The 26108-nt window shown below is 66.4% G+C and carries 27 protein-coding genes; 16 read left to right on the top strand and 11 right to left on the bottom strand.

The annotated features are described in order from the left end of the window. Window positions 1-159: 159 nt before the first annotated feature. Window positions 160-1683, top strand: coding sequence for an ATPase domain-containing protein (locus ACFPN5_RS15085; RefSeq protein WP_379784574.1), 1524 nt, complete (start codon window positions 160-162; stop codon window positions 1681-1683). Next, on the top strand, window positions 1670-3397 hold the full coding sequence (locus ACFPN5_RS15080; protein ID WP_379784573.1) for a response regulator: 1728 nt from the start codon (window positions 1670-1672) through the stop codon (window positions 3395-3397). Before ACFPN5_RS15085 ends, ACFPN5_RS15080 begins: the two co-directional genes overlap by 14 nt. A gap of 174 nt (window positions 3398-3571) precedes the next feature. Here the strand turns inward: ACFPN5_RS15080 and ACFPN5_RS15075 are convergent, their stop codons facing one another. From ACFPN5_RS15075 to pmbA, 3 genes are read right to left on the bottom strand one after another with little or no spacing between them, the layout of a single operon-like run. Further along, window positions 3572-3994, bottom strand: a complete 423-nt coding sequence (locus tag ACFPN5_RS15075; RefSeq protein WP_379784572.1) for a DUF1801 domain-containing protein — start codon at window positions 3992-3994, stop codon at window positions 3572-3574. Window positions 3995-4022: 28 nt separating this feature from the next. Next, the gene (locus ACFPN5_RS15070) at window positions 4023-4262 is read right to left on the bottom strand and encodes a hypothetical protein (protein ID WP_379784571.1); all 240 of its coding nucleotides are present in this window, start codon (window positions 4260-4262) and stop codon (window positions 4023-4025) included. A gap of 40 nt (window positions 4263-4302) precedes the next feature. After that, window positions 4303-5655 carry a metalloprotease PmbA gene (pmbA, locus tag ACFPN5_RS15065; protein WP_379784570.1) on the bottom strand — a complete coding sequence of 451 codons (1353 nt, stop codon included), beginning with the start codon at window positions 5653-5655 and terminating at the stop codon, window positions 4303-4305. Between the two features lie 94 nt (window positions 5656-5749). On the opposite strand from pmbA, the gene yjgA reads away from it, so the two are divergent. From yjgA to ACFPN5_RS15045, 4 genes are read left to right on the top strand one after another with little or no spacing between them, the layout of a single operon-like run. After that, window positions 5750-6349 (top strand): ribosome biogenesis factor YjgA, encoded by a 600-nt coding sequence (gene yjgA, locus ACFPN5_RS15060; RefSeq protein ID WP_379784569.1) that lies wholly within the window; start codon window positions 5750-5752, stop codon window positions 6347-6349. Beyond that, window positions 6330-6959 (top strand): molybdopterin adenylyltransferase, encoded by a 630-nt coding sequence (gene mog, locus ACFPN5_RS15055; RefSeq protein ID WP_379784568.1) that lies wholly within the window; start codon window positions 6330-6332, stop codon window positions 6957-6959. The genes yjgA and mog overlap by 20 nt, the downstream gene beginning before the upstream one ends. Next, window positions 6956-7624 (top strand): alpha/beta hydrolase, encoded by a 669-nt coding sequence (locus ACFPN5_RS15050; protein ID WP_379784567.1) that lies wholly within the window; start codon window positions 6956-6958, stop codon window positions 7622-7624. The genes mog and ACFPN5_RS15050 overlap by 4 nt, the downstream gene beginning before the upstream one ends. A gap of 50 nt (window positions 7625-7674) precedes the next feature. Further along, window positions 7675-7872, top strand: a complete 198-nt coding sequence (locus ACFPN5_RS15045; RefSeq protein ID WP_379784566.1) for a hypothetical protein — start codon at window positions 7675-7677, stop codon at window positions 7870-7872. A gap of 21 nt (window positions 7873-7893) precedes the next feature. Here ACFPN5_RS15045 and ACFPN5_RS15040 read toward each other — a convergent pair whose 3' ends face one another. Then, window positions 7894-8412: a carboxymuconolactone decarboxylase family protein gene (locus ACFPN5_RS15040; RefSeq protein ID WP_379785723.1), complete on the bottom strand. Its 519-nt coding sequence runs from the start codon at window positions 8410-8412 to the stop codon at window positions 7894-7896. A 177-nt stretch (window positions 8413-8589) separates the two neighbouring features. On the opposite strand from ACFPN5_RS15040, the gene ACFPN5_RS15035 reads away from it, so the two are divergent. Continuing rightward, window positions 8590-9915 carry an aspartate aminotransferase family protein gene (locus ACFPN5_RS15035; RefSeq protein ID WP_379784565.1) on the top strand — a complete coding sequence of 442 codons (1326 nt, stop codon included), beginning with the start codon at window positions 8590-8592 and terminating at the stop codon, window positions 9913-9915. 21 nt (window positions 9916-9936) lie between these two features. Here the strand turns inward: ACFPN5_RS15035 and ACFPN5_RS15030 are convergent, their stop codons facing one another. The 3 genes from ACFPN5_RS15030 to ACFPN5_RS15020 are packed head-to-tail and all read right to left on the bottom strand — an operon-like array spanning window position 9937 to window position 11803. Further along, window positions 9937-10785, bottom strand: a complete 849-nt coding sequence (locus ACFPN5_RS15030) for a fumarylacetoacetate hydrolase family protein (protein ID WP_379784564.1) — start codon at window positions 10783-10785, stop codon at window positions 9937-9939. A gap of 47 nt (window positions 10786-10832) precedes the next feature. Continuing rightward, on the bottom strand, window positions 10833-11207 hold the full coding sequence (locus ACFPN5_RS15025; protein ID WP_379784563.1) for a c-type cytochrome: 375 nt from the start codon (window positions 11205-11207) through the stop codon (window positions 10833-10835). Next, window positions 11204-11803: a c-type cytochrome gene (locus ACFPN5_RS15020; RefSeq protein WP_379784562.1), complete on the bottom strand. Its 600-nt coding sequence runs from the start codon at window positions 11801-11803 to the stop codon at window positions 11204-11206. The genes ACFPN5_RS15025 and ACFPN5_RS15020 overlap by 4 nt, the downstream gene beginning before the upstream one ends. A gap of 90 nt (window positions 11804-11893) precedes the next feature. On the opposite strand from ACFPN5_RS15020, the gene ACFPN5_RS15015 reads away from it, so the two are divergent. From ACFPN5_RS15015 to ACFPN5_RS15000, 4 genes are read left to right on the top strand one after another with little or no spacing between them, the layout of a single operon-like run. After that, the gene (locus ACFPN5_RS15015) at window positions 11894-12289 is read left to right on the top strand and encodes a c-type cytochrome (protein ID WP_379784561.1); all 396 of its coding nucleotides are present in this window, start codon (window positions 11894-11896) and stop codon (window positions 12287-12289) included. After that, a complete protein-coding gene (coxB, locus tag ACFPN5_RS15010; protein ID WP_379784560.1) occupies window positions 12286-13215 on the top strand; it encodes a cytochrome c oxidase subunit II in 930 nt (309 codons plus the stop codon). The genes ACFPN5_RS15015 and coxB overlap by 4 nt, the downstream gene beginning before the upstream one ends. Next, window positions 13212-15740, top strand: coding sequence for a cytochrome c oxidase subunit I (ctaD, locus tag ACFPN5_RS15005; RefSeq protein ID WP_379784559.1), 2529 nt, complete (start codon window positions 13212-13214; stop codon window positions 15738-15740). Before coxB ends, ctaD begins: the two co-directional genes overlap by 4 nt. A 3-nt stretch (window positions 15741-15743) precedes the next feature. Further along, complete coding sequence (locus ACFPN5_RS15000) at window positions 15744-16100, top strand: hypothetical protein (protein WP_379784558.1); 357 nt, start codon at window positions 15744-15746, stop codon at window positions 16098-16100. Between the two features lie 6 nt (window positions 16101-16106). Here ACFPN5_RS15000 and ACFPN5_RS14995 read toward each other — a convergent pair whose 3' ends face one another. From ACFPN5_RS14995 to ACFPN5_RS14985, 3 genes are all read right to left on the bottom strand, one after another. Further along, window positions 16107-17423, bottom strand: coding sequence for a PQQ-dependent sugar dehydrogenase (locus ACFPN5_RS14995; protein ID WP_379784557.1), 1317 nt, complete (start codon window positions 17421-17423; stop codon window positions 16107-16109). Window positions 17424-17516: 93 nt separating this feature from the next. Continuing rightward, on the bottom strand, window positions 17517-18797 hold the full coding sequence (locus ACFPN5_RS14990; RefSeq protein WP_379784556.1) for an MFS transporter: 1281 nt from the start codon (window positions 18795-18797) through the stop codon (window positions 17517-17519). Between the two features lie 11 nt (window positions 18798-18808). Beyond that, window positions 18809-20215 carry a KamA family radical SAM protein gene (locus tag ACFPN5_RS14985; RefSeq protein WP_379784555.1) on the bottom strand — a complete coding sequence of 469 codons (1407 nt, stop codon included), beginning with the start codon at window positions 20213-20215 and terminating at the stop codon, window positions 18809-18811. A 294-nt stretch (window positions 20216-20509) separates the two neighbouring features. Here ACFPN5_RS14985 and ACFPN5_RS14980 point away from each other — a divergent pair, with 294 nt between their 5' ends. Next, window positions 20510-20965, top strand: a complete 456-nt coding sequence (locus ACFPN5_RS14980) for a cache domain-containing protein (RefSeq protein WP_379784554.1) — start codon at window positions 20510-20512, stop codon at window positions 20963-20965. Window positions 20966-21022: 57 nt separating this feature from the next. Continuing rightward, window positions 21023-22756, top strand: a complete 1734-nt coding sequence (locus tag ACFPN5_RS14975; protein ID WP_379784553.1) for a methyl-accepting chemotaxis protein — start codon at window positions 21023-21025, stop codon at window positions 22754-22756. Here the strand turns inward: ACFPN5_RS14975 and ACFPN5_RS14970 are convergent. Then, window positions 22749-23330, bottom strand: coding sequence for a DNA-3-methyladenine glycosylase (locus ACFPN5_RS14970; RefSeq protein ID WP_379784552.1), 582 nt, complete (start codon window positions 23328-23330; stop codon window positions 22749-22751). The two genes, ACFPN5_RS14975 and ACFPN5_RS14970, sit on opposite strands and share 8 nt — an antisense overlap. A gap of 157 nt (window positions 23331-23487) precedes the next feature. On the opposite strand from ACFPN5_RS14970, the gene ACFPN5_RS14965 reads away from it, so the two are divergent. The 3 genes from ACFPN5_RS14965 to ACFPN5_RS14955 all read left to right on the top strand — a co-directional run bounded on the left by ACFPN5_RS14965 (window position 23488) and on the right by ACFPN5_RS14955 (window position 26102). Then, complete coding sequence (locus tag ACFPN5_RS14965; RefSeq protein ID WP_379784551.1) at window positions 23488-24378, top strand: HDOD domain-containing protein; 891 nt, start codon at window positions 23488-23490, stop codon at window positions 24376-24378. Window positions 24379-24468: 90 nt separating this feature from the next. Continuing rightward, complete coding sequence (locus tag ACFPN5_RS14960) at window positions 24469-25665, top strand: tetratricopeptide repeat protein (protein WP_379784550.1); 1197 nt, start codon at window positions 24469-24471, stop codon at window positions 25663-25665. 116 nt (window positions 25666-25781) lie between these two features. Beyond that, window positions 25782-26102 (top strand): ArsR/SmtB family transcription factor, encoded by a 321-nt coding sequence (locus tag ACFPN5_RS14955; protein ID WP_379784549.1) that lies wholly within the window; start codon window positions 25782-25784, stop codon window positions 26100-26102. Window positions 26103-26108 lie beyond the last annotated feature (6 nt).

The following is a 26108-nucleotide window of genomic DNA, read 5'->3' as shown; positions in this document are numbered from 1 at the left end:
ACCATTCCTGCACAGCGGCAACTGCCCAGCCGCGCCCGAACCGCACTATAATCACAGTTTGACGGCACCGCTCAGTCTGCGGGGCCACCACCACCGGTCGGGCAAGCCGCGTCACAGCAGTACCGCTGCAGTTGCCCCAGACACATCAATAGGTCGTACATGAATTTCGCAACTTCCGAGCGCCCTGCAGCGCCCAGCCCACGCATGTCGACCGGCGTTGCCGGCCTCGACGACATCCTGGGCGGCGGCCTCACGCCGCAGCGCATCTACCTGGTCGAGGGCTCGCCCGGCACCGGCAAGACCACGCTCGGCCTGCAGTTCCTGCTCGACGGCATCGCCAGGGGCGAAAGCGGCCTGTACATCACCCTGTCCGAAACGCGCGACGAGCTGCGCGCGGTCGCCGCCACCCACGGCTGGTCGCTCGATGGCCTGTCGATCTTCGAGCTGGCCGGCGACCAGGTCCTCGACATCGATGCCCAGCAGTCGATCTTCCACCCGTCGGAAGTCGAACTGGCCGAAACCACGCACAACGTGATGGATCAGGTCGACCAGCTCAAACCCGTGCGCGTGGTGTTCGACAGCCTGTCGGAAATGCGGCTGCTGGCGCAAAACCCCTTGCGCTACCGGCGCCAGATCCTCGCCCTGAAGCAGTTCTTCAGCGCGCGCGGCTGCACCGTGCTCCTGCTCGACGACAAAACCAGCCAGTCCGACCAGCACCTGCACAGCGTCGCCCACGGCGTCATCAGCCTGGAACAGATCGCCAAGGAATTCGGCAAGGAGCGCCGCCGCGTCAACATCATCAAGATGCGCGGCATCCGCTTCCGGGGCGGCTTCCACGACTACAGCCTCGATACCGGCGGCATCACCATGTTCCCGCGCCTGGTGGCGGCAGAGCACATGGGCGAATTTACACCGCAGATCAGCTCGAGCGGCTCGATCGGTTTCGACCACTTGCTGGGCGGTGGCCTGGTGCGCGGCACCAACACACTGATGGTGGGCCCATCCGGCATCGGCAAAACGACCCTCTCGGTGCGCTGCCTGCTGTCGGCGCTGGAACGCGGCGAGAAGGCTTCGTTCTACCTGTTCGACGAGGGCCTCGGGACCTTTTTCGCGCGCAGCGCGGCGCTCGGCATGGAGCTGCGGCCGTATGCCGAGAGCGGCCAGTTGCGCCTCCAGCACATCGACCCGGCCGAACTGGCGCCGGGCGAGTTCGCACAGATGCTGCGCGACGCGGTCGAGCAGCATGGCGTCAGCTTCATCGTCATCGACAGCCTGAACGCCTATTTGCAGGCAATGCCGGGCGAGCAGTACCTGACGCTGCAGATGCACGAGCTGCTGTCCTACCTGAACCAGCAGGGCGTAACCACCGTCCTGGTGCTGGGCCAGCACGGCCTGATCGGCGAAGTGCGCACCGATGTCGACCTGAGCTACCTGTCCGACACGACGGTACTGCTGCGCTTCTTCGAATCGAACGGTCACCTGCGCCGCGCGCTCACCGTCATCAAGAGCCGCACCGCGGCCCATGCGCTGACCATCCATGAATTGCAGCTTAGTAACGGTGGCGTGCGCATCGGCGCCCCGCTCGAAGGCTTCGAGGGCGTGCTGACCGGCCTGCCGAGCTATCGCGGTGCCACGCCGATGATGTCCACTGCTCCCAATGTCACCGACGATGTTGGCAAATAAGGCGTCCGAAGAACGCATTCTTGTTTTTGCGCCGCGCGGGCGCGATGCTGAAGTCATGTGCGCGGTGTTGACCGGCGACGGCTTCGATTGTGACATCATGGACGGCTTCGACGCCTTTGCGGCGCATATCGAGGCCGGCGCCGGTGCGGCCATCGTTGCCGAGGAAGCGCTGGCCGACGTCGACCTGGCGCGCCTGCGATCCTGGCTGGAACACCAGCCTTCCTGGTCCGATTTCCCGTTTGTGGTGCTGCTGGGCAAGATGATCGGCCTGCCGCCGGAGGGCGCCCGTGCCCGCATCGGCGAGCTCGGCAACGTGATCCTGCTCGAACGCCCCCTCAACGCCCAGACCCTGCGCAGCGCCGTGGCCTCGGCCCTGCGCGCGCGCCGGCGCCAGTACCAGTCGCGCGACGTGCTGGCCGACCGCGAGCGCACCGCGCACAGCCTGCGCCAGAGCCAGGAAGCGCTGGTGCACTTGAACGAAACGCTGGAAGCGCGCATCGAGGAACGCACGCGCGCCCTGGCCCAGGCCAACGACCGCGTGATGAACGAAGTCATCGAGCGCGAACGGGTGCAGCAGGCGATGGTGCAGCTGCAGAAGATGGAAGCGATCGGCCGCCTGACCGGAGGCATCGCGCACGACTTCAACAACCTGCTGAACGTGGTCCAGGGCAGCATGGACCTGATCCTCCTGATGTCCAAGGACGAGGTGGCAAGGGGCCGCGCCGAGGTGGCGCGCCGCGCCTGCCAGCGCGGCGCCAAGCTCACCAGCCAGCTGCTGGCCTTCTCGCGCAACCAGAACCTGGACCTGCGCCCACTCGATGTCGATGCCCTGTTCGAGGGCGTGCAGGAACTGGTGGCCACCTCGCTCGGCTCGAACGTCCGCCTCCAGTTCGCCGTCGAGGCGCCGGGCACGAGCATCATGGCCGACAGGAACCAGATGGAAATGGCGCTGCTGAACCTGGCTATCAACGCACGCGACGCCATGGAAGGCGGCGGCGAACTGGCTTTCCATGCCGGCCCTGCCACGCCCCCCGCAGACCTGCTTCCTGCCGGCGACTATGTCCGCATTGCGGTCACCGACAGCGGCGAAGGCATGCCGCCCGAAATTGCCGCGCGCGTGTTCGAGCCCTTCTTCACGACCAAGGGCGTTGGCAAGGGCACGGGCCTGGGCCTGTCCCAGGTGTACGGCATGGCGCAGCAGTCCGGAGGCGCCGCGCGCATCCTGAGCGAACGCGGCGTCGGCACGACGGTGGAAATCTGGCTGCGTGCCGCCGGGGCGATCGACGACGCCGCTCCGGCGCCCGTTGCATCCACTGCGGCACCGCGTCCGGGGGCGCAGATCCTGGTGGTCGAGGACGACGATTTTGTGCGCGAATCGATGGTCGAATCGCTGCAGGCGCTCGGCCACACGGTGGCGCAGGCGCCCAACGGCGAAGCCGGCCTGCGCGAACTCGAGCGCGCCCAGCCCGACCTGATCATCACTGATTATTTAATGCCGGGCATGACCGGCGCGGAACTGGTGCGGCGCGCACGCGTGCTGTTGCCAAGCGTGCCGATGATCATCGCCACCGGCTATGCCGACATGAAGGCGATCGAACAGGTGATCGGCGACGACATGCTGCTGCGCAAACCGTTCCAGCTCGCGGAACTGGCGGCGATCGTCGAGCGGGCCTTGCAGAAGGTGGATAGCGAGGCGGCGTCGAGCGCGGCCTGAGCGCAGATTTTGTAGGGTGGGCTCTTGAGCCCACGCGGTCGTACCTTTGCAGACCGCAGCGTTTGCGAGCATCGCAGGAGGCATGCACCGTCGGCCGCGTGCCGCTTTTCGATATGCATATGCAGCACCGCGTGGGCTCGAGAGCCCACCCTACGAACTACGAACCTGACGCGGTCAGGCGCTGCCGTAACGGGCCTGGACCGCCGCTACCGAGCCTTTGAGGAGTTCGTCCAGCACGTCCAGTTCGACATCGACCAGCTTGCGCACGTACAAACAGACTTTCCCTGTCTTGTGCCGGCCCAGCCGGGCCAGCAAGGCGTCCTGGCCCTCGAAGCCGGCCATCAGGTACAGGCTGATGTCGCCCTTGCGCGCGGCAAACCCGAGCACGCAGGAATCGCCTTCGCGGCCGCTGTCGTAGCGGTAATGGTAGCTGCCAAAGCCGACGATTCCCGTTCCCCACATCACGGGCGGCGCACCGGTTGCCCGGCGCATCATCTCGACCAGGACCTCGCAGTCGGCGCGCCGTGCCGCGTCCGGAACCGCGTCCAGATACGAGGCGACGGAGACATCGGTCGGCAGTGTCTTGTTGCCGCTCATGGCGCCAGCCGGACCCGCAAGCGGCCAGTTACAGCTTGATGCCGAGATGCTTCTCGAGCCAGGCGTGCGCATCCTCGACGGTATCGAAGTGCACGGTCGCAATCACCGTCTTGTCGCTCGCCAGGAAGCTGGCATACACCCGCTTTTCGTCAGCCGGGCTGAGCAGATCGGACTGCGGCGCCAGCTCGACCGTTGCAACCAGGTCGAGGTTCAGCAGGACGGCCTTCTTCGGGTTGTTGTCCTTGTCGATACGAACGAATTTACTCACGGCTATCCTCTGGTTGAATCAAATACTTCAGGTACGACGTTTACTCGCCTGCGATGACCATCTTTTCAATGAGAATCGAGCCGGTCGACTTGTTGCCGCGCGTTAGCACGTCGTTGCCGATGCCGACGATTTGCTGGAACATCTCGCGCATGTTGCCGGCGATGGTGATTTCCTCGACCGGGTACTGGATGACGCCGTTCTCGACCCAGTAGCCCGAGGCGCCGCGCGAATAGTCGCCGGTGACGTAGTTCACGCCCTGCCCCATCAGCTCGGTGACCAGCAGGCCGGTGCCCATCTTGCGCAGCATGCCCTCGAAATCGTCGGCCAGCTTCGTGTCATCGGAGGTGATGGCCAGGTTGTGGGAACCGCCGGCATTGCCGGTGGTTTTCATGCCGAGCTTGCGCGCCGAGTACGAACCCAGGAAGTAACCCTGCAGCACGCCATTGTCGACCACCTTGCGGCGTACCGTGCGCACGCCTTCTTCGTCGAAGGGCGAGGAGCCGGCTTCGCCGATCAGGTGCGGGTCTTCCAGGATCTGGATGTGCTCGGGGAAGACCTGCTTGCCGAGCGTGTCGAGCAGAAAACTCGACTTGCGGTACAGCGAGCCGCCCGACACCGCCTGCACGAAGGCGCCGACCAGGCCGGCGGCCAGCGGCGCCTCGAACAGCACCGGGCAGGTGCGGGTGTTGAGCTTGCGGGCGTTCAGGCGCGCCAGCGCGCGCTCGGCGGCGTAGCGGCCCACGGCTTCCGGTTTCGCCAGCTTTTTCGGGTCGCGCGCCGAGGTGTACCAGTCGTCGCGCTGCATCTTGTTGCCCTTGCCGGCAATTGGCGCCACCGACATCGTGTGGCGCGAGAACGGGTAGCCGCCGATGAAGCCGCGCGTGTTGGCAGCCACGAAATGCGACTGCTGCACGTAGACGCTCGCGCCTTCGCTGTTGGTGATGCGGCGGTCGACCTCGAACGCGGCGTTCTCGCAGCGCTGGGCCAGCTCGACCGCTTCTTCGGTGGAGATCTGCCACGGGTAGCACAGGCGCAGGTCGCGCGGGTTCATCTCGAGCATGTCGGCGTCGGGCAGGCCGGCGGCATCGTCCTCGGCGGTGAAGCGGGCGATGTTCCAGGCCGCCTCCACCGTGGCGCGCAGCGAGGTTTCCGAGAAGTCGGAGGTGCTGGCGTTGCCGCGGCGCTGGCCGGCATAGACGGTGACGCCAATGCCCTTGTCCTTGTTTTGCTCGATGGTCTCGATCTTGCCACGACGTACCGACACCGACAGTCCGCTACCCTCGCTGATTTCCACCGAAGCGTCGGTGGCGCCCTGCTCGCGGGCAAATGCAAGCACGTTCTGCGCCAATTCTCGCAATTGGTCCTGGGTATGGGTAAAAACGGTGTCGTTCATGTGTGTTTTTCGTAGCGAGCCCTAAAACAGTTATCATAGCAGCCGTTTACTGTTTTTACTGATCGGCTCAGCGCCAATCGGATCATCTAATATCATGCCTAATCCAAACCGCGGCGCCGTGGGCTTCCAGTCCAACGAGTTCGAGCAAGAATACGAACGCCCTTCGAAGTCTGAACTCAAGCGCCAGATGGACGACTTGCAGAAGCTGGGAGCGCTGCTCGTTGCCGAACCGCGCGACCGCGTCAAGCGCGTTCCGATGCCGGAGGACGTGAAGGATGCGATTCTCATGTGCCAGACCATCACCAACCACGAAGGGCGGCGCCGCCAGCTGCAGTTCGTCGGCAAGAAGATGCGCAGCCTGAACGAAGAGGAAGTGGCCGTCATCCAGCGCACCATCGACAGCTGGAAAGGCGCCTCGAAGGCCGAGACGGCCGCGCTGCACGCGCTCGAGCGCCGCCGCGACAAGCTCCTCACCGACGACACGGCGCTGACCAAGCTGCTGGAAGAGAATCCGGAGCTCGACGTGCAGCACCTGCGCACCCTGATCCGCAACGCGCGCAAGGAGCAGGCCGAATCGAAGCCACCGAAGGCCTACCGCGAGCTGTTCCAGATCCTGAAGGACTTGAGCAAGAAGGCGAAGCCGGCGGCTGGAGAAGACGACGAGGCGGGTGACGATGAGCCTGCAGACGAGTAAGGACGAGTTAGTCATCGGCCTGGTCTCGGTCTCCGACCGCGCCAGCGGTGGCGTCTATGAGGACAAGGGCATCCCTGCCCTGCAGGACTGGCTGGCCGCGGCCATCACCACGCCCTACCGCATCGAGCCGCGCCTGATCCCCGACGAGCGCGCCCAGATCGAGCAGACGCTGGTCGACCTGGTCGACCAGGCGGGCTGCCACCTGGTGCTCACCACGGGCGGCACCGGCCCCGCGCGGCGCGACGTCACGCCCGAGGCGACGCTGGCCATCGGCACCAAGGAAATGCCGGGCTTCGGCGAGCAGATGCGCCAGATCAGCCTGCAGTTCGTGCCGACCGCCATCCTGTCGCGCCAGGTCGCCGTCATCCGCGAGAACGATTCGCACGCGGCGCTGGTCATGAATTTGCCGGGCCAGCCGAAGGCGATCAAGGAAACGCTGGAAGGATTGAAGGACGCCGACGGCAAGGTGCTCGTTGGCGGCATCTTCGCGGCTGTTCCCTACTGTATCGACCTGATCGGCGGCCCCTATATCGACACCAATCCGGCCGTGACGACCGCATGGCGCCCAAAATCGGCGCAGCGTCCGGCCTCTACCCAGGACAACGCATGAGCGACCTGCTGCAAAACATCGAAATCGAAACCAAACCGAATCCGGAAATCGCGATCATCTGGCTGCACGGCCTGGGCGCGGACGGCAACGACTTCGTGCCGTTGGTGCGCGAACTCGACCTGGCAGGGCTGCCCGGCATCCGCTTCGTCTTCCCGCATGCGAAGACGATCCCGGTCACCATCAACGGCGGCTACGTCATGCGCGCCTGGTACGACATCACCGGCGCCGAACTGACCCGCCGCGAAGACGAGACCGGCCTGCGCGACTCGCAGCGCGACGTCGAGGCCCTGATCGCCCGCGAAAAATCGCGCGGCATTCCTGCCTCGCGCATCATCATCGCCGGCTTCTCGCAGGGTTGCGCCATGACCCTGCAGACCGGCCTGCGCCACCCGGAAAAGCTGGCCGGCATGCTGTGCCTGTCGGGCTACCTGCCGCTGAACGAAAAAGTGCCCCACGAGCGCACCGAAGAAAGCATCGACACCCCGATCTTCATGGCGCACGGCCGCCAGGACCACGTGGTCCCCTACCTGCGCGGCGAGCAGTCGCGCGACATCCTGAAGGATCTCGGCTACCAGGTCGAGTGGCACGCGTATCCGATGCAGCATTCGCTGTGCTTCGACGAGGTGCAGGATATTTCAGCCTGGCTGAAAAAAGTACTGGCTTAACCAGCCTCACCCACGGGAGCCTCGGCTCCCGTTTTACATTGGAGGTCAACATGGCCAAGAAGGAAGAACTCGACGAAGAAACGATGGCACTGATTAACTGGTGCATCGAAGTCGAAAAGCATTTGGTTGCCGGCGGCGCCACGCAGGAACAGGCGCAAGAGCACATCGAGGAACAGGTAGAGTGGTTCACCGACCTGTTCTATGACGGATTGACGCCGGAAGAGGCGGCGAAAGAAGCGCTGGCGTAAGCCGGCAGCTTCCTTGTAACTCTAGTCCGGCAAGGGCGCGGCGCTCGACACCGGCACTTCGGTGCGCGCCGTGTTCATCACCATTGCCAGGAAGGTGTAATAGCCGTTCAGGCCCATCAGGTCGACTACGCCCTGCTCGCCGAACAGCGCGAGCGCGTCGGCGTAGGTCCGGTCCGATACCGCTTTGTTCTGGTGCAGCTCGATGCAGAAGTCGTGCACCACCGATTCGTCCACCAGCATGTATTCGGGCCGCTCGCGGCGCGCAATCGCATTGATGACGCCTTGCGGCACGCCCACCTGCGCCGCAATCGGCGCGTGGATCGCCCACTCCACTCCCTGGTTCCACTGGCGCGCCGTGACCAGGATCGCCAGCTCCGACAGGCGCACGCCGATGGCGCTGCGGTAGCGCAGGTACTCGCCCATGCGCTGGGCGTTTTCCAGCAGCTCGGGACTGCGCAGCAGCGGCACGAAGGGGCCGTAGAGCGCGCCGCGCGGGCCGTTGATGACCGCCTCGGCGGCGCTGCGCTGGGCGTCGGTCATCTGGTCCAGGGGAATCGGGCGGAGGCGGTCGCTGGTGGTCACTGAGGGTCACCCTTATGCAAGTCACGAAAATGTCTGAACGGAAAAATATTCGCACAGCTTCCGGCAAAGATCAAAGAAATCCGGGCCCGGCCAGCTTATTGTCAACCGTCAACTTTTTTTGTTGGAGGGAAAGACGTGAGCCACATCATCCATCGCAGCCTGCGCCAGACGCCGCCCATTGCAGCGAGCGCGTCGGGCATCACGATGTTCGACACCGCCGGCAATGCCTATCTCGACGCCAGCGGCGGGGCGGCCGTGTCTTCGCTCGGGCACGGGCACCCTGACGTGATCGCGGCGATGCATCGCCAGATCGACCGCTGCGCCTACGCGCATACGGCCTTCTTCACCACGGAAGTGGCCGAGGAGCTGGCCGAACGGCTCATCGCCCGCGCCCCGAGCGGGATCGACGCGGTCTACCTGGTATCGGGTGGGTCGGAAGCGATGGAGACCGCGCTCAAGCTCGCCCGCCAGTATTTTGTCGAAGGGGGAGAAACCCGGCGCTCGGTCTTCATCGCGCGCCGCCAGAGCTACCACGGCAACACGCTCGGCGCACTGGCGGTCGGCGGCAACGAGTGGCGCCGCAAACCCTTCGCGCCGCTCCTGATGGACGTGCCGCGCGTGGCGCCCTGCTACGAGTACCGCGACCGCGCCGCGCGCCAGAGCGTGGACGACTACACCGCTGCCCTGCTCGACGAGCTGGAAACGGCGATCATGGCGGCCGGGCCCGAGCGGGTGATCGGTTTCGTGGCCGAGCCGGTGGTGGGCGCCACGGGCGGCGCGATCCCCCCGACGCCGGGTTATTTCAAGGGCGTGCGCGAGATCTGCGACCGCCACGGCATCCTGTTCATCGCCGACGAAGTCATGTGCGGGATGGGCCGCACCGGCACCATGTTCGCCATCGAGCAGGACGGCGTGGCGCCGGACATCATCACCGTGGCCAAGGGCTTGGGCGCGGGCTACCAGCCGGTGGGCGCGGTGCTGGCCCAGGGCGCGATCGTCGACCGCCTGCGCCACGGCAGCGGCAGCTTCCTGCACGGGCACACCTATATCGGCCATCCGGTGGCGGCAGCGGCGGCACTGGCGGTGCAGCAGGTGATCGAGCGCGACAATTTGCTGGAGCAGGTGCAGAAGCGCGGCGCGACACTCAGGCGCATGCTGGGCGACGTGTTCGGCAAGCACGAGCATGTCGGGGACATCCGCGGGCGCGGGCTGTTCGTCGGCATCGAGCTGGTGCAGGACCGGGCAAGCAAGGAGCCGTTCGCGCCCGCCTGCCGCGTGCATGCGGCCATCAAGCAGGAGGCGATGGCGCGCGGCTTGATGGTGTATCCGATGGGCGGGACGATCGACGGCCAGCGCGGCGACCACATCCTGCTGGCGCCGCCGTTCATCGTCACCGCGCACGAGCTGTCGGAGATCGTGACGAGGCTGGAAGAGGCGGTCAACGCCGCGCTGAAGATCTGACCGCGACCGGCCTGCATCACGTCACTTCGGAAACGCCACCACTTCGGCCTGCTGTTCCCCCAGGCCCGCAATCCCCAGCCGCAGCGTATCTCCCTTCTTGAGGAAGCGCTGCGGCTTGCGTCCCATCCCCACGCCCGGCGGCGTGCCGGTGGTGATGATGTCGCCCGGTTCGAGCGTCATGAAGCGCGACAGGTAGCTGACGATCTGCGCCACCGAAAAAATCATGTTCGCCGTATTCCCGGTCTGCATGCGCTTGCCGTTCAGCTCCAGGTAGAGGTCGAGGTCCTGCACGTCATACACGTCGTCGCGGGTGACCAGGAAGGGCCCCACCGGGCCGAAGGTGTCGCAGCCCTTGCCCTTGTCCCACTGCGAACCCATCTCGAACTGGAACGCGCGCTCCGAGACATCGTTCACCACGCAATAACCGGCGACGAACTTCAAGGCGTCTTCTTCGCTCACGTACTGCGCGCGGGTGCCGATGACGACGCCCAGCTCGACTTCCCAGTCGGTCTTTTTTGAACCCTGCGGCAGCCGGATCGGGTCGTCCGGGCCGTTCAGGGAGCTGATCGCCTTGGTGAAGAACACCGGCTCGACCGGCACCGCGGCGCCCGTCTCGGCCGCGTGGTCGGCGTAGTTCATGCCGATGCCGATGAACTTGCCGATGCCCTTGACCGGCACGCCCATGCGTGGATTGCCGCGCACCAGCGGCAGCGTCTCCGGGTCGATCTTCGCGAGTTTGCGCAGTGCGCGGTCGTTCAATACCGAGGCGTCGATATCGGGAATGACGCCGGACAGGTCGCGCAGGCGCCCTTCTTCGTCGAAAAGGCCCGGCTTCTCTTTGCCCAGGCGGCCATAGCGCACCAATCTCATCGTTTTCTTCCTGTTGGGAGGGGAGCGAATGATACCAAAAGACCTGCTTACTTCTCCGGCCTCAGCAACCAGGCGCTCATGTCGAGGGCATCGCGTTCGCTCACGCCCATGGCAGGCATCGCGGTGTTCGGGTCGATCGATTGCGGGTCGCGGATCCAGCGCACCAGGTTGGCCTGGTTGTTGGGCAGGCCGCCAGCAATGAAGCGGCGTTCGGCGAGATCGGCCAGCGGCCGGCCGACATAGGTTTCCGGGCCGCTGACGCCAGGGATCATGTGACAGGCGCGGCAGGCATGCTGGGCCAGCGCGGCGCGGCCGCGTTCCGGGTTGCCCTGCAAGCCATTCGCGGCGCTCCCGCCCGCGCCCTTGCCGCAGCCGGCCAGCAGCGCCAGCGCCAGCACCACAGGGACGATGCGCGCGTTCATTGCGGCACCTGCCCGCTGGAGGGCGCCGGCGGCGGCGCGCCGGGTGGCCTGCCAGCCGACGCGCCCACCGCTGCCGTGACGGCCGCGTAATCGCGCGCCGACATTGTCGGCAGCGCTCCCATGAAGGCAACCACCGCCCACAGGTCGGATTCGCTCAGATGGAATTCCCAGGCCGGCATGCCGCTCATCTTGATGCCTTCCCGCGTGATCCAGTACAGCTCGCGCGGCTGCCAGCGCGCGCTGGCGTCGATCAGCGGCCCGGGCAACGGCTGCATGCTCTGGCCGATCTTCGACTGGGCGAAGCCGGGCGCGCCATGGCATTGCGCGCAATTGGCGCTGTAGAGCAGCGCGCCGCGCGCCACCTGCTGCTGCGCGCCGAGCGGCGGCACTGCCACTTCGCGCGCGTGGTGCCGCACGGAGTAGCGCATGGCTTCTTCAAGGAAGGTATAGACCGGCTGGATGTGCTGGCCCGTGGCACTGATGTCGTACCAGCCGGCACGCCACACGACCGCCCCGGCGACAGCGCTTGCCACGCCCGCCAGCACCAGCGTGGTGGCGGCGGTCTTCAGGATCAGGCGGGTTCGGTTGCTTGGCATCGGTGGCGGTTCGCTAGGTGCGCACTGTTGAAAAATTGCTATCTTTTCTCTTGTATTATATAGAGCCGTCAGTCATCGCCGGATTCAATTGTGCGCAATCAATCTTCACCTCCTGCCTTGCCGCCGGCCCGCCTGCTCCAGGCCCTGGGTCTGTGCCTGGCGCTGACCGGCTGCGGCGAACGCACTACGCAGGCCGCTGTTAAAGGCGGCGACCCTGTTCAAGGCCAGCGCCTGATGGCGCAATACCAGTGCACCGCCTGCCATGCCATCCCCGACGTGCCTGGCGCCGCCGGCAACTTCGGGCCGCCGCTCGAGGGCTTCGGGCGGCGCAGCTACATCGCCGGCGGCATCCCGAATACGCCCGACGCATTGACGCGCTGGCTCGACAACCCGCAATCGATGAAACCCGGCACGCCGATGCCGGACCTCGGCGTCTCGCCAGGCGAAGCGCGCCACATGGCGGCCTACCTGGCCACGCTGCGATGAGCGCGCCGCTTCAATCGGTATTCCATCCGGCCGGCCCCGATGCGGCCATCATCACGCAGCTGACCTGGGTACTGTTCGGCGGCGGCGCGCTCATTTTCGCCGGCGTGATGGCGCTCACGGCCTTGAGCCTGCGCCGCAGCGGGCGTCCGGTGTCGCCGCGCTGGTGGATTCTTGGCGCCGGCGTTGCCTTTCCGGTCGTGGTGCTGAGCGCGCTCCTGGTGTGGAGCACCTGGCGCAGCACCGAACTCTCGCCGCAGACCTCGCGCGGGGCGATGTCGATCGGCGTCACCGCCAAGATGTGGTGGTGGGAAGTGCGCTACCACGACCCGGTAAGCGGGCGCGAGTTCGCGGGCGCCAACGAGATCCGCATCCCGGTCGGCAAACCCGTCTACCTTGGTCTCACCTCGACCGACGTGATCCACAGCCTGTGGGTGCCGGCCCTGAACGGCAAGATGGACACCGTCCCGGGCCGCGTCAACGGCCTGCGGCTGCAGGCCGACAAGCCCGGCATCTACCGCGGCCAGTGCGCCGAATACTGCGGCGAACAGCACGCGCGCATGGCGCTGCACGTGGTGGCGCTGCCGCAGGATGAATTCGACCGCTGGTTGTCGAGCGAGGCGCAGCCTGCGCGCGAGCCGACGTCTCCCCTGCTCGTACGCGGACGCGCCGCCTTCCTCGAGCAGCGCTGCCAGGCCTGCCACACGATCCGCGGCGTGGCCGAAGGCGCGCGCCTGGGGCCGGACCTGACCCATGTCGGCGGCCGTACGCACATCGGCGCCGGCACGCTGCGCAATCACCGCGGTACGCTAGCCGGCTGGATCGCCGACCCGCAAGCCATCAAACCGGGGGTGCGCATGCCCGCCGCCCTGGACATCGACGGCCCCACGCTGAACGCGCTCGCCGCTTACCTCGAGCACCTGAAATGACGCAGACAGCCATCCACGCATCACTCCCCAAGGGCTTGCCAAGCTCCCTGCCCCGCCCCGAGGACGAACTGCCGCGGTTGAAAAAGGCCTGGCGCACCCCGACCGGCCTGCGCTTCCTCACCAGCGTGAACAACACCAGCATCGGCCTGCTCTACATCGGCACGGCGCTGCTGTTCTTCCTGCTCGCCGGCGTGCTGGGCCTGCTGATGCGCACCCAGCTGGCGGTACCGGAAAACGCTCTGCTCAGCGCCTCGGTCTACAACCAGGTCTTCACGATGCACGGCACCGTGATGATGTTCCTGTTCGCCATTCCCATCGTCGAGGCGCTCGCGGTCTACCTGCTGCCGAACATGCTGGGCGCGCGCGACCTGCCCTTCCCGCGCCTGTCGGCCTACGCGTTCTGGGCTTACGCGATCGGTGGCCTGGCCTTCTTCTGCACGCTGTTCTTCGGGCTGGCGCCCGACGGCGGCTGGTTCATGTACCCGCCGCTGACCGGCAAGCAGTATTCGCCCGGCCTGAACGCCGACTTCTGGCTGCTCGGGATCGGCTTCATCGAGATTTCGGCGATCGCCGGCGCCATCGAACTGATCGTCGGCATCCTGTTCACCCGTGCGCCCGGCATGACGCTGGCCCGCATGCCGGTCTACGCCTGGGCGATGCTGGTGGTGGCCGTGATGATCGTGTTCGCCTTCCCCGCCATCATTGCCGGCACCATGCTGCTGGAACTGGAACGCGCCTTCGACTGGCCGTTCTTCATTGCCGAGCGCGGGGGCGACCCGATCCTGTGGCAGCACCTGTTCTGGTTCTTCGGCCACCCCGAGGTCTACATCATCTTCCTGCCGGCCGCCGGCATGGTCTCGACCATGATTCCGACCATCGCCGGCACGCCGCTCGTTGGCCGGCGCGCGATCATCGTCGCCCTGGTCGCCGTATGCTTCTTCAGCTTCGCGCTGTGGGCGCACCACATGTTTACCGCCGGCCTCGGCGTGATGACGATGAGCTTTGTGTCGGCCGCCAGCATGGCCGTCGCGGTGCCGACCGCGATCCAGGTGTTCGGCTGGATCGCCACGCTCTGGCGCGGCAAGGTCGTAATGACCGCCCCCGCGCTGTTCCTGGCCGGCTTCATGTTCATTTTCGTGCTTGGCGGCCTGACCGGGGTGATGGTCGCGGTGCTGCCCTTCGACTGGCAGGCGCACGACACCTATTTCATCGTCGCCCACCTGCACTATGTGCTGGTCGGCGGGATGGTGTTCCCGGTGTTCGCGGCGCTGTACTACTGGCTGCCGCTGATCAAGGGCCAGCGCATGTCGGAACGCCTCGGCAAATGGGTGTTCTGGCTGATGTTCGGGGGTTTCAATATCGCCTTCTTCCCGATGCACATCACGGGACTCATGGGCATGCCGCGCCGGGTGTATACCTACCAGGCGGAGATGGGCTGGGACGCCCTGAACATGGTGTCCACGGTCGGCGCCTTCGTGCTGGCCGCCGGTGTGCTGCTGTTCGTGGTCGACGCCGTGCGCACGCTGCGCCGTCCCGAGCAGCCGGTCGGCAATCCATGGAATGCGTCCACGCTCGAATGGCTGCCGTCCGAAGACTATGCCACGCGCAGCATCCCGCAAGTGCATTCCGCCGACCCGCTGTGGGACCAGCCGGGGCTGGCCGAGCAGGTCGAAGCGGGACAGCATTACCTGCCCGGCACCGTCAGCGGCGGGCGTGAAACGATCGCCACCAGCCCGATCGCGGGCAAGCCGCTGTACCTCCTGATCCTGCCGGGCGACAGCTGGCTGCCCTTCATCGCAGCGGCGGGCACGGCCGGCTTCTTCCTGCTGCTGACGGTCAAAATGATGGTCACCGCCTGGGCCTGCGGCATCGCGGCAGTGGTCGCCACCGTGGTCTGGCTGTGGGGCTCGGACCGGGTGCCGCCGATCCTTGATGCGAAAGTGTCGGACGCGCTGGTGCTGCCCGTCGGCGCGCGCGGCAAGCTCTCGCATTCGTGGTGGGCGACCATCATCATGCTGGTGGTGGACGCGACCATCTTTGCCTCCCTGGTCTTCGCCTACATCCATATCTCGATGCGGCTGGAGGTCTGCCCGCCGCCCTCGGCCAGCCTGCCCGGCCGGATCTGGCCGATGCTGTCCGGCGCGCTGCTGGTGGCCGGCTCCGCCCTGATGCTGCTGGGCGCGCGCGGCATCGGCAAGCGCTGGCTGCCGTGGCTGGTGCTGGCGGCCACTGCCTGCACGGCGGCCGGCTTCCTCGTCGACCTGCACGGCTACGGGCTGGCGGGCCTGGACCCGCGCTCGCAGGCCTGGAGCGCGACGATCGCGGCCATCGTCGCCTACCAGGGCTTCCACGTGGTCGTGCTGGCGATCGCCGGCGTGTATCTCGCCGCGCGCGCCTGGTCGGGCCGCCTGACGGGGCGCAGCCGCGCCACCTTCGACAACACCGCCCTGATGTGGCATTACACGACGCTGCAGGGCATTCTCGGGGCGCTGGCGGTGCACGTCGTGCCCCTGCTGATGGAGTGAAGGATGGAGTTACTGAAGGAGTTACCGAGGCCCGAAAGGTTTTTCAGGAAGCTGACACGGGGGACACTGCCGCTGCTGGTGTGGGCGGCGCATTTCGCCGCCTGCTACGTGCTGGTGGCGTTCCAGTGCAGCCCGGCAGGATTCGCGCCGGGCAATCCGCACCGGCTGCCGCTGGCGGTGATGACGCTCGTCGCGCTGGCGGCCTGCGCCGCGCTGGCCTGGCGCGCACGCGGGACGCTGGCCGGAGGTGACGAGCACACGGCGCTGCTGGACTGGGCGGCGGCGGGGACGGCCGTGCTGGCGTTTATCGGGATTGCGTGGACGTCGGTGCCGCTGTGGTTCGTGGAGAGCTGCGGGTAGGCGGATTTATTGCGCCGCCCGCACGCGCCAGATGACATTACCCACGTCATCCGCCACCAGCAAGGCGCCCGCCTTGTCGATCGCCACGCCCACCGGACGGCCGAGCGCGTCGCCGTTCTTGTCCACAAAACCGCTCAGCACTTCGACCGGCTTGCCGTTCGGTTTGCCGTTCGCGAACGGCACGTAGACGACGTTGTAGCCCGACAGCGGCTTGCGGTTCCAGGAGCCGTGCTGGCCGATGAAGGCGCCGTTGGCGAACTGCGGGCCGAGCTTTGCGCCTTCGGCAAAGGCCAGGCCGAGTGCGGCAACGTGGGCGCCGAGCGCGTAATCGGGCACGATGGCCTTTGCCACCAGGTCCGGGCGCGGCGGCTTGACGCGCTCGTCGACGTTCTGGCCGTAATAGCTGTACGGCCAGCCGTAGAAGCCGCCGTCCTTCACCGAGGTCAGGTAGTCGGGCACGAGGTCGCTGCCGATCTCGTCGCGTTCGTTCACGACCGTCCACAGCACGCCGGTCTGCGGTTCCCAGGCCATGCCGTTCGGGTTGCGCAGGCCCGAGGCAAATAGCCGCGTGGCTCTGCTCTTGATGTCGACTTCGAGGATGGCCGCGCGGTTGACCTCGATCTCCATGCCGTTTTCGCCGACATTGCTGTTCGAGCCGACCGTGGCGTACAGCTTGCCGCCGTCGCGGCTGGCGATGATGTTCTTGGTCCAGTGATGGTTCAGCCCGGCCGGCAGCGGCGCCACCTTCTGCGCGACGTCCGTAATCTCGGTGGCGCCTTCCCTGTACGGGAAGCGCACGATGCCATCGGCATTCGCCACGTACAGCGTCTCGCCCACCAGCGCCATGCCGAAGGGCGAATGCAGGCCCTTGAGGAAGACCGTGCGGGTCTCGATCGTGCCGTCGCCGTTGGCGTCGCGCAGCAGCGTGATGCGGTCGGCGCTTGGCACGCCCGCTCCCGCCTTTTTCATGACCATGCCCATGATCCAGCCCTTGATACCCGGTTTTTTCGTCTCGGGCGTTTGCGGCTTGTTCGATTCGGCCACCAGCACGTCGCCGTTGGGCAGCACGTGGAGCCAGCGCGGGTGGTCGAGGCCCGTTGCCAGCGCATCGACCTGCAGGCCGGGGGCCGTTGCCGGCTTGCCGCCCTGCGGCCAGCCTTTGGCGGGCGCGATGTTGACCGTCGGGATCAGGCTTTTGTTGGGCGCCGGCAGCGCTGGCGCTGGGCCGACACCGGCACCGGCGGGAAGGGTCGACCTGTCGCCGCACGCGCCAAGGGTGAGCAGCAGGGCTGCAGCAAAGGCGGGGGCCGAGCGAAGGCGCATGGTGTTCTCCTGAACGGAATCGGGCAACAGCAGCCGATTGTAGCAAGATCGGCAATACTGTCGCACGCGATTCCGCCAGGCGGCCGTGCAGCCTCAGGCGGCGGTCTGCACCTCGTCGACATCGACTTCCGCCCCCGCCGACGCCGGCGCCATCCGCTGCCGCGCCCATCCCAGCAGGCCCGGCAACTGCAGCAGCACTAGCAGCCCGAACGCGGCCTGGTAGGCCAGCCCCGGATAGCGGCCGCCGGCATCGGGCTGCCACAAGCCGATCACCAGCCCGAACCCGGCCTGCACCAGGAAGGCGCCGACAAAAATCAGGAGGTTCAGGCAGGTCGCGGCGCGCCCCGTCAATTCGCGCGGCATGCTCTGGGCGACGATCGCGTATTCGATGCCGGTGATCGTGCCCACCAGCGTGAACAGCACCGACAGCAGCTGGAAGCTCGGCCTGTAGCCGAACACGAAGGCTGCCTGCACCAGCACGAACAGGAAGATGCCGGCGCCGGCGACGTCCAGCGGCGTGATGCCGCGCCGTCCTGCCCACTCGGTGATCATGCCGACCGCAATGGCGCCGAAAATGACGGACGCCATGCCCAGGTACAGCAGGTAGGCCACCGCATCGTCGGGAAAGCGCGCCACGTCCGACAGCCAGCGCCCGATCCACAAGCCCTGGATGCCGAAGAAGATCGCGTGCGGCAGCAGCACCAGCGAGGTCGTGCGGCGAAATACCGGGTTGCGGTAGACGCTCATGATCGAGGCGATCATCGGCGGGCGGCTGCCGGAGGGTGGCGTGCCCCTCGGCGTGAACAGCCAGATCAGCGCGCCGCTGGCCGCGATCAGGAGCGCCAGCACGAGGAACAGGCCGCGCCAGTCGGTGTGTTCGAGCACCATGCGCACCGGCATGGTGCTCGACGCCGCGCCCAGCCCGCCGACAGCGATCAGATAGCCGTGCACCGAAGGCAGCCGGGTCGGCGCGATCCAGGTCGAAAGGGCCTTGACCGCCGACATGAAGCAGCCGCCCAAGCCGCAGCCCATCACCGCACGGGCCAGCACCAGCTGCGCGAAGCTGTTTCCGCGAGAGAACATCAGCGCGCCCACTGCCGCCAGCAGCATCAGCACCAGCTGCACCTTGCGCGGACCGTAGCGGTCGAGCGCGATCCCGACCGGCAGCTGCACCAGCGCGAAGGCAAAGAAGAACGCACTGGTGAGCAGCCCCAGCTGGCCGGGCGTGAGCGTGAGCGAGCCGACCAGGTTCGAGGCCAGCACCGCGTTCACATTGCGCAGCAGCGAGGACAGGTAGTGCCCGAGCGCGAACGGCAGGAACACATAGAAGAAAACCGCCACGCCGGACAGGCGTGGCGCGGTTTGGTCGCCCATGGCGTTTGGCGTCAGGCAGCGCTGGGCTGGCTGTCGCTGGCGCGGCGGTCGTGCTGCGCCTGGACGATCGGGATCACCCGTCCGGCCGGCGTGTAGTGGCCGCCGTCCCCGCCCTCTTCTTCGAAGAAGAACTTCTTGCGGCCGAAAGCGGGCTTCAGGTGGTCGAGCCAGGTGGCCTCGGCATCGTACTTGGCGAAGAAGGGCTTGCGTACCCATTCCGGATTGCGCGCCTGCAGGAACTGCAGCGCGAACAGCTTTTCGCCATTGATACTCACCACACCGTCGATCACGACCTTGCCCGGGAAGGCGCTCATCGAGGGCCCGCGCACGGTGCGCGACAGGCCCGACACCATCGAATAGGCCTGCTGGAAGACTTCGTGGGCGCGCGCCAGCGGCAGGGCGAAGTAGTCGCTCGGGCCGGTGTCGCGCTCGACGAACATATAGTAGGGAATCGCGCCCAGGCGCACGCCAGTGGTCCACAGCTCGGCCCAGCTCTTCGGGTCTTCGTTGATGTGGCGGATCAGCGGACCCTGCATGCGCAGCGTGGCACCGGTGCCGACAATGCGTTTCACCGCCTGCTGGGCAATCGGATGGCGCAGCTCGACCGCGTGGTTGTAGTGGCCCATGATCGCCAGGTTCTTGCCGGCCTTGACCACGCGCTCGAACAGGCGCATCAGGTCGTCCGAATCCTTGTCCGAGACGTAGCGCTGCGGCCAGTAGGCCACCGACTTGGTGCCGATGCGGATGTTCTGGATGTGGGCCAGCTCGGGCGCCAGCAGCGGCTCCAGGAATTCGGCCAGCGAGCGCGTATTCATGATCATCGGGTCGCCGCCGGTGATCAGGACGTCGGTCACGTCCGGGTGGGTGGCGAGATAGGACACCAGTTCCGAGCACTCGCGGGCATCGAACTTCATGTCGTCCATGCCGACGAACTGCGGCCAGCGGAAGCAGAAGGTGCAGTAGGAGTGGCAGGTCTGGCCCGAGCTCGGGAAGAACAGCACGGTTTCCTTGTACTTGTGCTGCAAGCCCTTGAGCGGCGCATCGTTGACGCGCGGGACGTTGTGGGTCATCTGGCCGGCCGGGTGCGGGTTCATGCGCATGCGGATCTGGTGCACCAGCTTTGCCGTGGCGGCGTTGTCCTTCTTGTGCAGCACCAGGTCGCGCAGCTGTTCGTATTCGCGGGCGGGCAGCATGTCGCGGTGCGGGAAGGTCAGGCGGAAGATCGGGTCGTCCGGGATGCGGTCCCAGTCGATCAGCTGGTCGAGCACATATTCATTGACCCGAAACGGCAGCACATGCGAAACCACCTGCACGGCCTCCTGCAGGTCAGGGCTCATCCATTGCCATTGGCGCGCAAGCGCGATGGTCTGGCGCGTATAGGGCTTGAACTTGGCGGGCGTCGTTTCGGTGGTGGTCACGTCATGCTCCTGGAAAGGAAAGATGGTGGGACGCCGGTCGAATTCTTGACTAAGAAATTGCCGACGAGAATTTATCGTAGGAGCCGTAGGGCATGTTGGAGTTGCACACAATCAACAGAAAGTGTTAAAGATTTCCGTGGCGCATGTTTCTTTGCTTCAAGACATGTTGCATCCTTTCCGCACTCCTTACCCGCTTGCGATGGCACAAATTGCCTGCAGGAAGTGGAGCGTACATTCCTCAATGCACTTAGGAAAGTTCCACTCCATGCACGTCTTATCGAAAGGATTGTCTCCATGAAGCTGCTCGCCACTGCCACCGCCCTGTGCCTCGGACTTGCCTGCTCCGGTGCACTGGCCAACGAACCCACTGTAAAAGACGCGATCGCGATGGCTGAACGCGGCGCCGCCCTGGTCAAGGCCAAGGGCAAGGAAGAAATGATGAAGCGCATCAACGCCAAGGATCCGGATTTCGTCCAGGGCGAGCTGTATGTCGACCTGCGCGACGTCAAGACCGGCATTGTTCTGGCGCACCCGTACAACCCGTCGATCGTCGGCAAGGACCTGACCGACGTACCCGATGCGAACGGCAAGAAATACCGCCGCGAGATCATCGAGCTGGCCGCCGCCAAGGGCAAGGGCTGGGTCGACTACATGTACAAGAACCCGACCAGCGGCAAGATCGAGCCAAAGACCACCTATATCCTGCTGGTCGACGGTGTCATCCTGGAAGCGGGTCTCTACAAGAAGTAAGCGCGGTTCCACCTGGGGCGGCTTCGGCCGCCTTTTTTATTGGTACAGGAGAAGAGCATGCTGAAAAAACTACGGATTGGCCCGAAGCTGCTGCTGGCGCCGGGATTGGTGCTGGTGCTGCTGACGCTGCTCTCCGGCGCCGCCTATTACGGCATGGTGCGCCAGCATGCCTCGCTCGAGAACATGGTGCAGGTGCGCGCGGCGCGCCTGCAGGACACGGCCGATGTCGCCGGTGACGCCAAATACGCGCACGCGAACATCTACCAGCTGCTGGCCTGGATCAGCGGCAGCTTCGCCAAGAACCGCCTGGACGCCCTGATTGGCGACATCAACAAGAAACACGGCGACATCAAGACCCGCCTGGACGCGCTGGCGAAAGTGGCCAATCCCGCCGAGCGCAAGCTGATCGACGCTTCCAGCACGGCGCTGGCGGCCTACCGCAAGGGGGTGCTGGAAACGATCGAGATGGCGCAGGTCGACCAGTCGATCGCCACCAACTCGATGCAGAAGGCGGAAAAGGACTTCGGCATCCTGAACGCCCGGCTGGCCGAGCTGTCGACGCTGGAAACGCGCCTGAGCGAAGAAGCCTATGCGGCGGCCGGCGACGAGTTCCGCACGCTGGGGATGTCGATGGCGGTGCTGGTGGTGCTGTCGATCGCGCTCTCGCTCGCCGTAACGATGCTGGTGCGGCGCGCCATGCTGGCCGACATCCGCGCCATTTCTGACGTAGTCGCGGAGCTGGCCGAAGGCCGCCTGGCCAGCGCCACCGCCAGCACGGGCCGCGACGAGATCGCCGACACCTCGCGCGCGCTCGACCACACGATCGCCACCCTGAACACGACGCTGCACGCGATACTGACCTCGGTGCGCTCGATCGACACCGCCTCGAAGGAAATCGCCACCGGCAACCTGGACCTGTCGACCCGCACCGAAATGCAGGCCGGCTCGCTCGAGCAAACCGCCAGCGCCATGGAAACCCTGACCGTGGCCGTGAAGGACAACGCCAACAATGCGCGCCTGGCGACCGACCTGGCGGCGGAAGCGGCGCGCCTGGCTTCGCACGGCGGCCAGGCCGTCGGCCGCGCGGTGACGACGATGGAATCGATCCGCGCCAGCTCGCGCAAGATCGTCGAGATCATCGGCGTCATCGACGGCATCTCGTTCCAGACGAATATCCTGGCGCTGAACGCCGCGGTGGAGGCGGCGCGCGCCGGCGAACAGGGGCGCGGCTTTGCCGTGGTGGCCTCCGAAGTGCGCACGCTGGCCCAGCGTTCGGCGGCCGCGGCCAAGGAGATCAAGGCCCTGATCGCCGATTCGGTGGCGATCATCGACGGCGGCGCGGTATCGGTCAACGAAGCGGGCAGCAGCATGGGCCACATCGTGGCCTCGGTGCAGCAGGTGAACGACATCATCGAGCGCATCAGCGTGGCCAGCACCGAGCAGGCCGAGGGCATCGCCGAAGTGAACCGCGCAGTCGGTCAGATGGACGACATGACCCAGCAGAACGCGGCGCTGGTCGAGGAGGCGGCTGCCGCCGCCGAAAGCCTGCACGAGCAGACGGTGAACCTGGCGCGCGCGGTGTCCGTGTTCCAGATCGAGGGCGTCGAACCCTTCTCGGCATCACAAGCCGATTCGCAGGACAACGAGGCGGGCGACGGCACCGAGGCGTTTCACGACCCGCTCGAGCGGCGTGCCCCGGACAGCCCGCTGCGCACGCGCGCGCCGCGCGCCCTCACCCACAGCGACCAAGGCGACGCTGCCGGGCGGCGCCGCCGGTCCAGCGTTACTTGAACGGGCGGCTGACGAAACGCGAGCCGGCCAGGCCGAAACGCCAGGGCACGTCCATCGCCTTGGAGATGCCGATGCGCGGCCCGGCCACCACTTCCAGCCCGGGCGCGGCCGCCTCGAGCAGGAAGGGCGGCTGCGCCAGCGAGCGGCCGTTGAAGGCGCGCGTCACGTCCAGCGCCTGGCACAGCTTGCCGGGGCCGGAACACAGCTGCACCGCATCCTGGGCGTCGCGCCGCGCGCGCATGGTCTCCAGCCCGGCAAGCGGCTCGATCGCCCGGATCAGAACCCCGGCGCCGTGCCCCTCCTCGCGGCAGACGAAGTTCAGGCACCAGTGGATACCGTAGGAGCGATAGACGTAGGCATGCGCAGGCGGGCCGAACATGGCCATGTTGCGCTCGGTCGGCCCGGAAAAGGCGTGCGAGGCCGGGTCCTCGCGGTCATAGGCCTCGGTTTCGACGATGCGCCCGCCGATGCCGTCCACCAGCACCACCACCCCGATCAGGCGGCGCGCAACCTCGTCCGCCGGGGCGGTGAAATCGATTCCTGCAAGGGTTGTCAGATTCGTCGTTGGATTCATGGAAGCGATTCTAGACGCCTGCGCAACACCGTTCTGTCCGTTTTGCCACACAACGCAGTCTGTTGCTGCAAGGAAATTCAGCCTGGTTTATAGTGTCGGTCTCCGCTTTTATTCCTCCTGAACATCCCTTCCGATGAGTACAGTTGCCGCTAAAGCAATGCCAGGTCGCCTTACCCGTGTTGCAGCTCAGGCGAGCGCTATTGCGACCGCCCCAGCTGCATATGACCCTCTCGACGAACTGATCAAGTCGATCCGCATCCCGCCCCGCCCCGGCCTGCTGGCCGACCTGCAGGCCGAGCTGGCGTGCGCCGATCCTTCGCCCGAGCGGATCGGGCGTATCGTCGCGCGCGACGTCGGCATGGCCGGCGCGTTGCTGAAGCTCGCCAATTCGTCGCTGTTCGGCGGACGCCGCGCCAAGTCGATCGAGCAGGCCATCCTGTTCCTCGGCATTAACCAGGTGGCGGCGCTGATGACCGGCCTGCTGGCACGGCAGGCCATTCCCGTCGAGAACCCGGCGCTGGCAAACTTCTGGGACGTCTCGACCCGGCGCTCGCACGCCATGATGTTCCTGTCGCGCCGCCTGCGCATCGGCGCGCCCGACATCGCCCACACTTTCGGGCTGTTCTGCGACACCGGCATGCCCCTGTTGATGAGCCGCTTCCCCGGCTACGACACCACCTTCCTCGACGCCGGCGCCGAGCCGCTGCGCGCCTTCACGGCGGTCGAGGACGAACGGCACAGCACCAACCACGCCGCCGTCGGCACCCTGCTGGCGCGTAACTGGGGCCTGTCGAGCGACGTGGCCTGGGCCATCCTGCACCACCACGATTACGCGGTGCTCGAGGACGACGCTACGGCCGACGCGGTGCGCTCGCTGGTGGCGCTGTCGCTGCTGGCCGAGCGCGCGATCTGCCGCTACCAGGGCCTGGCCGGCTCCCCGGAATGGGACAAGGGCGGCGCGCGCGCCCAGGCCTACCTGTCGCTCGACGACGACGAAACCGCCGAGCTGCTCGACGAACTCGAAGAAGCCCTGCACGACGATCACTGAGCGATCACCAAGCAATCACAGAGCGCCATGCTTTGACAGCACCACGCAAGCGGCCGATACTGGAAGGAGATGACCGGTAACGGAGGCGCTATGCGAACCTGGACCCTGCTGCTGTGCGTGTTGTTGACCGGCTGCGCCGCCCCGCCCCCGCAGTCGCCCCCATTGGCCGGGCTGCTCGACGATACCGCCTTCCCTGCCCCCGCCGCCGCGGTCACGGCGTCCGACCTGTTCACCCTGAGTCCCGCCATGTCGGCGCACCTGCGCAGCCGCGCTTTCCAGGCGAAGCTGCGTGAACACGGCGCGGCGCGCGGCCTGGTGAAGGCGCTCTACGACAAGAGCGACCTGCAGCTCGACTACGACGCCACGCGCACCCAGACGGCCGCGCAGACTTACGCTCAGCGTTCGGGCAACTGCCTGTCGCTGGTGATCATGACGGCCGCATTCGCGCGCGAACTGGGCATGCGGGTACGCTTCCAGCGCGTCGAAACCGTCGCAGCCTGGAGCCGCGCCAATGCGCTGTACCTGGTCAGCGAGCACGTCAATATCCACCTGGCGCCGCGCGCGCCCGCGCCGAACTCCTATGATGCAGACAGCGAGCTGACGGTCGACTTCCTGCCGTCACGCGATGCCGGCCGGCTGCGCACGCGCGAACTGGAAGAAGACGATATCGTTGCCCTCTACCTGAACAACCGCGCCGTCGAGGAACTGGTCCAGGGGCGCGACGCCGAGGCATACTGGCTGGTGCGCGAGGCACTGCGCATACGTCCCTCGACCCTGGCCGCCTACAACACGCTGGGCGTCATCTACCAGCGCAGCGGCCGGCCGCTGCTGGCAGAACGCGTCTACCGCGCCGCCCTCGAGCAGAAGCCCGACAGCCTGCTGGTGATGCAGAACCTGGCGCCGCTGCTGGCCGTCAACGGCAAGGCGGCCGAATCGGAAGCGCTCATGCAGCGCATCGCCCGGCTGCATCCGGCGCCGCCTTTCCACTATTTCGACCAGGGGATGGCGGCCTGGCGCGCGAACGACTTCGCCCGCGCCCGCGCCCTGTTCGCGCGCGAAGTGGCGCGTGCGCCCTACAACGACGAGTTTCATTTCTGGCTGGGAGTGGCCCACCTGGGCCTGGGAGAACTGGACCCGGCAGCCAGGCAACTGGCGCTAGCGCGCGATACCAGCGTGCGTGCCGACACGCGCGAACGCTATGCGGCGAAACTGGCGCACCTGCGCGCCGCGAGTGCCTCCAGCGCGGCCGGCATGCCGCGCCAGCGCCCGGCTCCGCGCCTGAACTAGCGGGCATCGGCACACGTGCCGCCGGCGCTTGACAAGGTCCGTCCCCGGACGCACAATCAATTAACGAATTAGTTAATTCTGAAATAAACTGGAAATGAGTGTGAAATGGGTTCGAAATGAGTATCGACAAAATCTTCGACGCCCTGGCGTCGACCCCGCGCCGCAAGATCCTTGCCCTGCTCAACAGTGCCGAGCTGACGACCAGCGAACTGGCCGCGCAGCTCGGCATCAGCACGCCGGCCATTTCGCGCCACCTGTCGGTGCTGGAAAACGCGGAACTGGTGAGCGGCGAGCGGCGCGGGCAATACGTGTATTACCGCCTGAACGCCGATCACCTGGCCAACCACCTGTCCGGTTTCCTGTTCGGACTGTGCCCGACGGCCGCGCCCCTGAAACGCACCTCGGCCAAGCTCGCCAAAGAACGTAAGCCCGACTGACACCGG

The sequence above is a fragment of the Massilia niabensis genome (genome assembly GCF_042655085.1).
Taxonomy (GTDB): domain Bacteria; phylum Pseudomonadota; class Gammaproteobacteria; order Burkholderiales; family Burkholderiaceae_D; genus Telluria; species Telluria niabensis.
The sequence above is the reverse complement of the archived record's forward strand: the minus strand, read 5'-3'. Positions and strand labels throughout refer to the sequence as shown.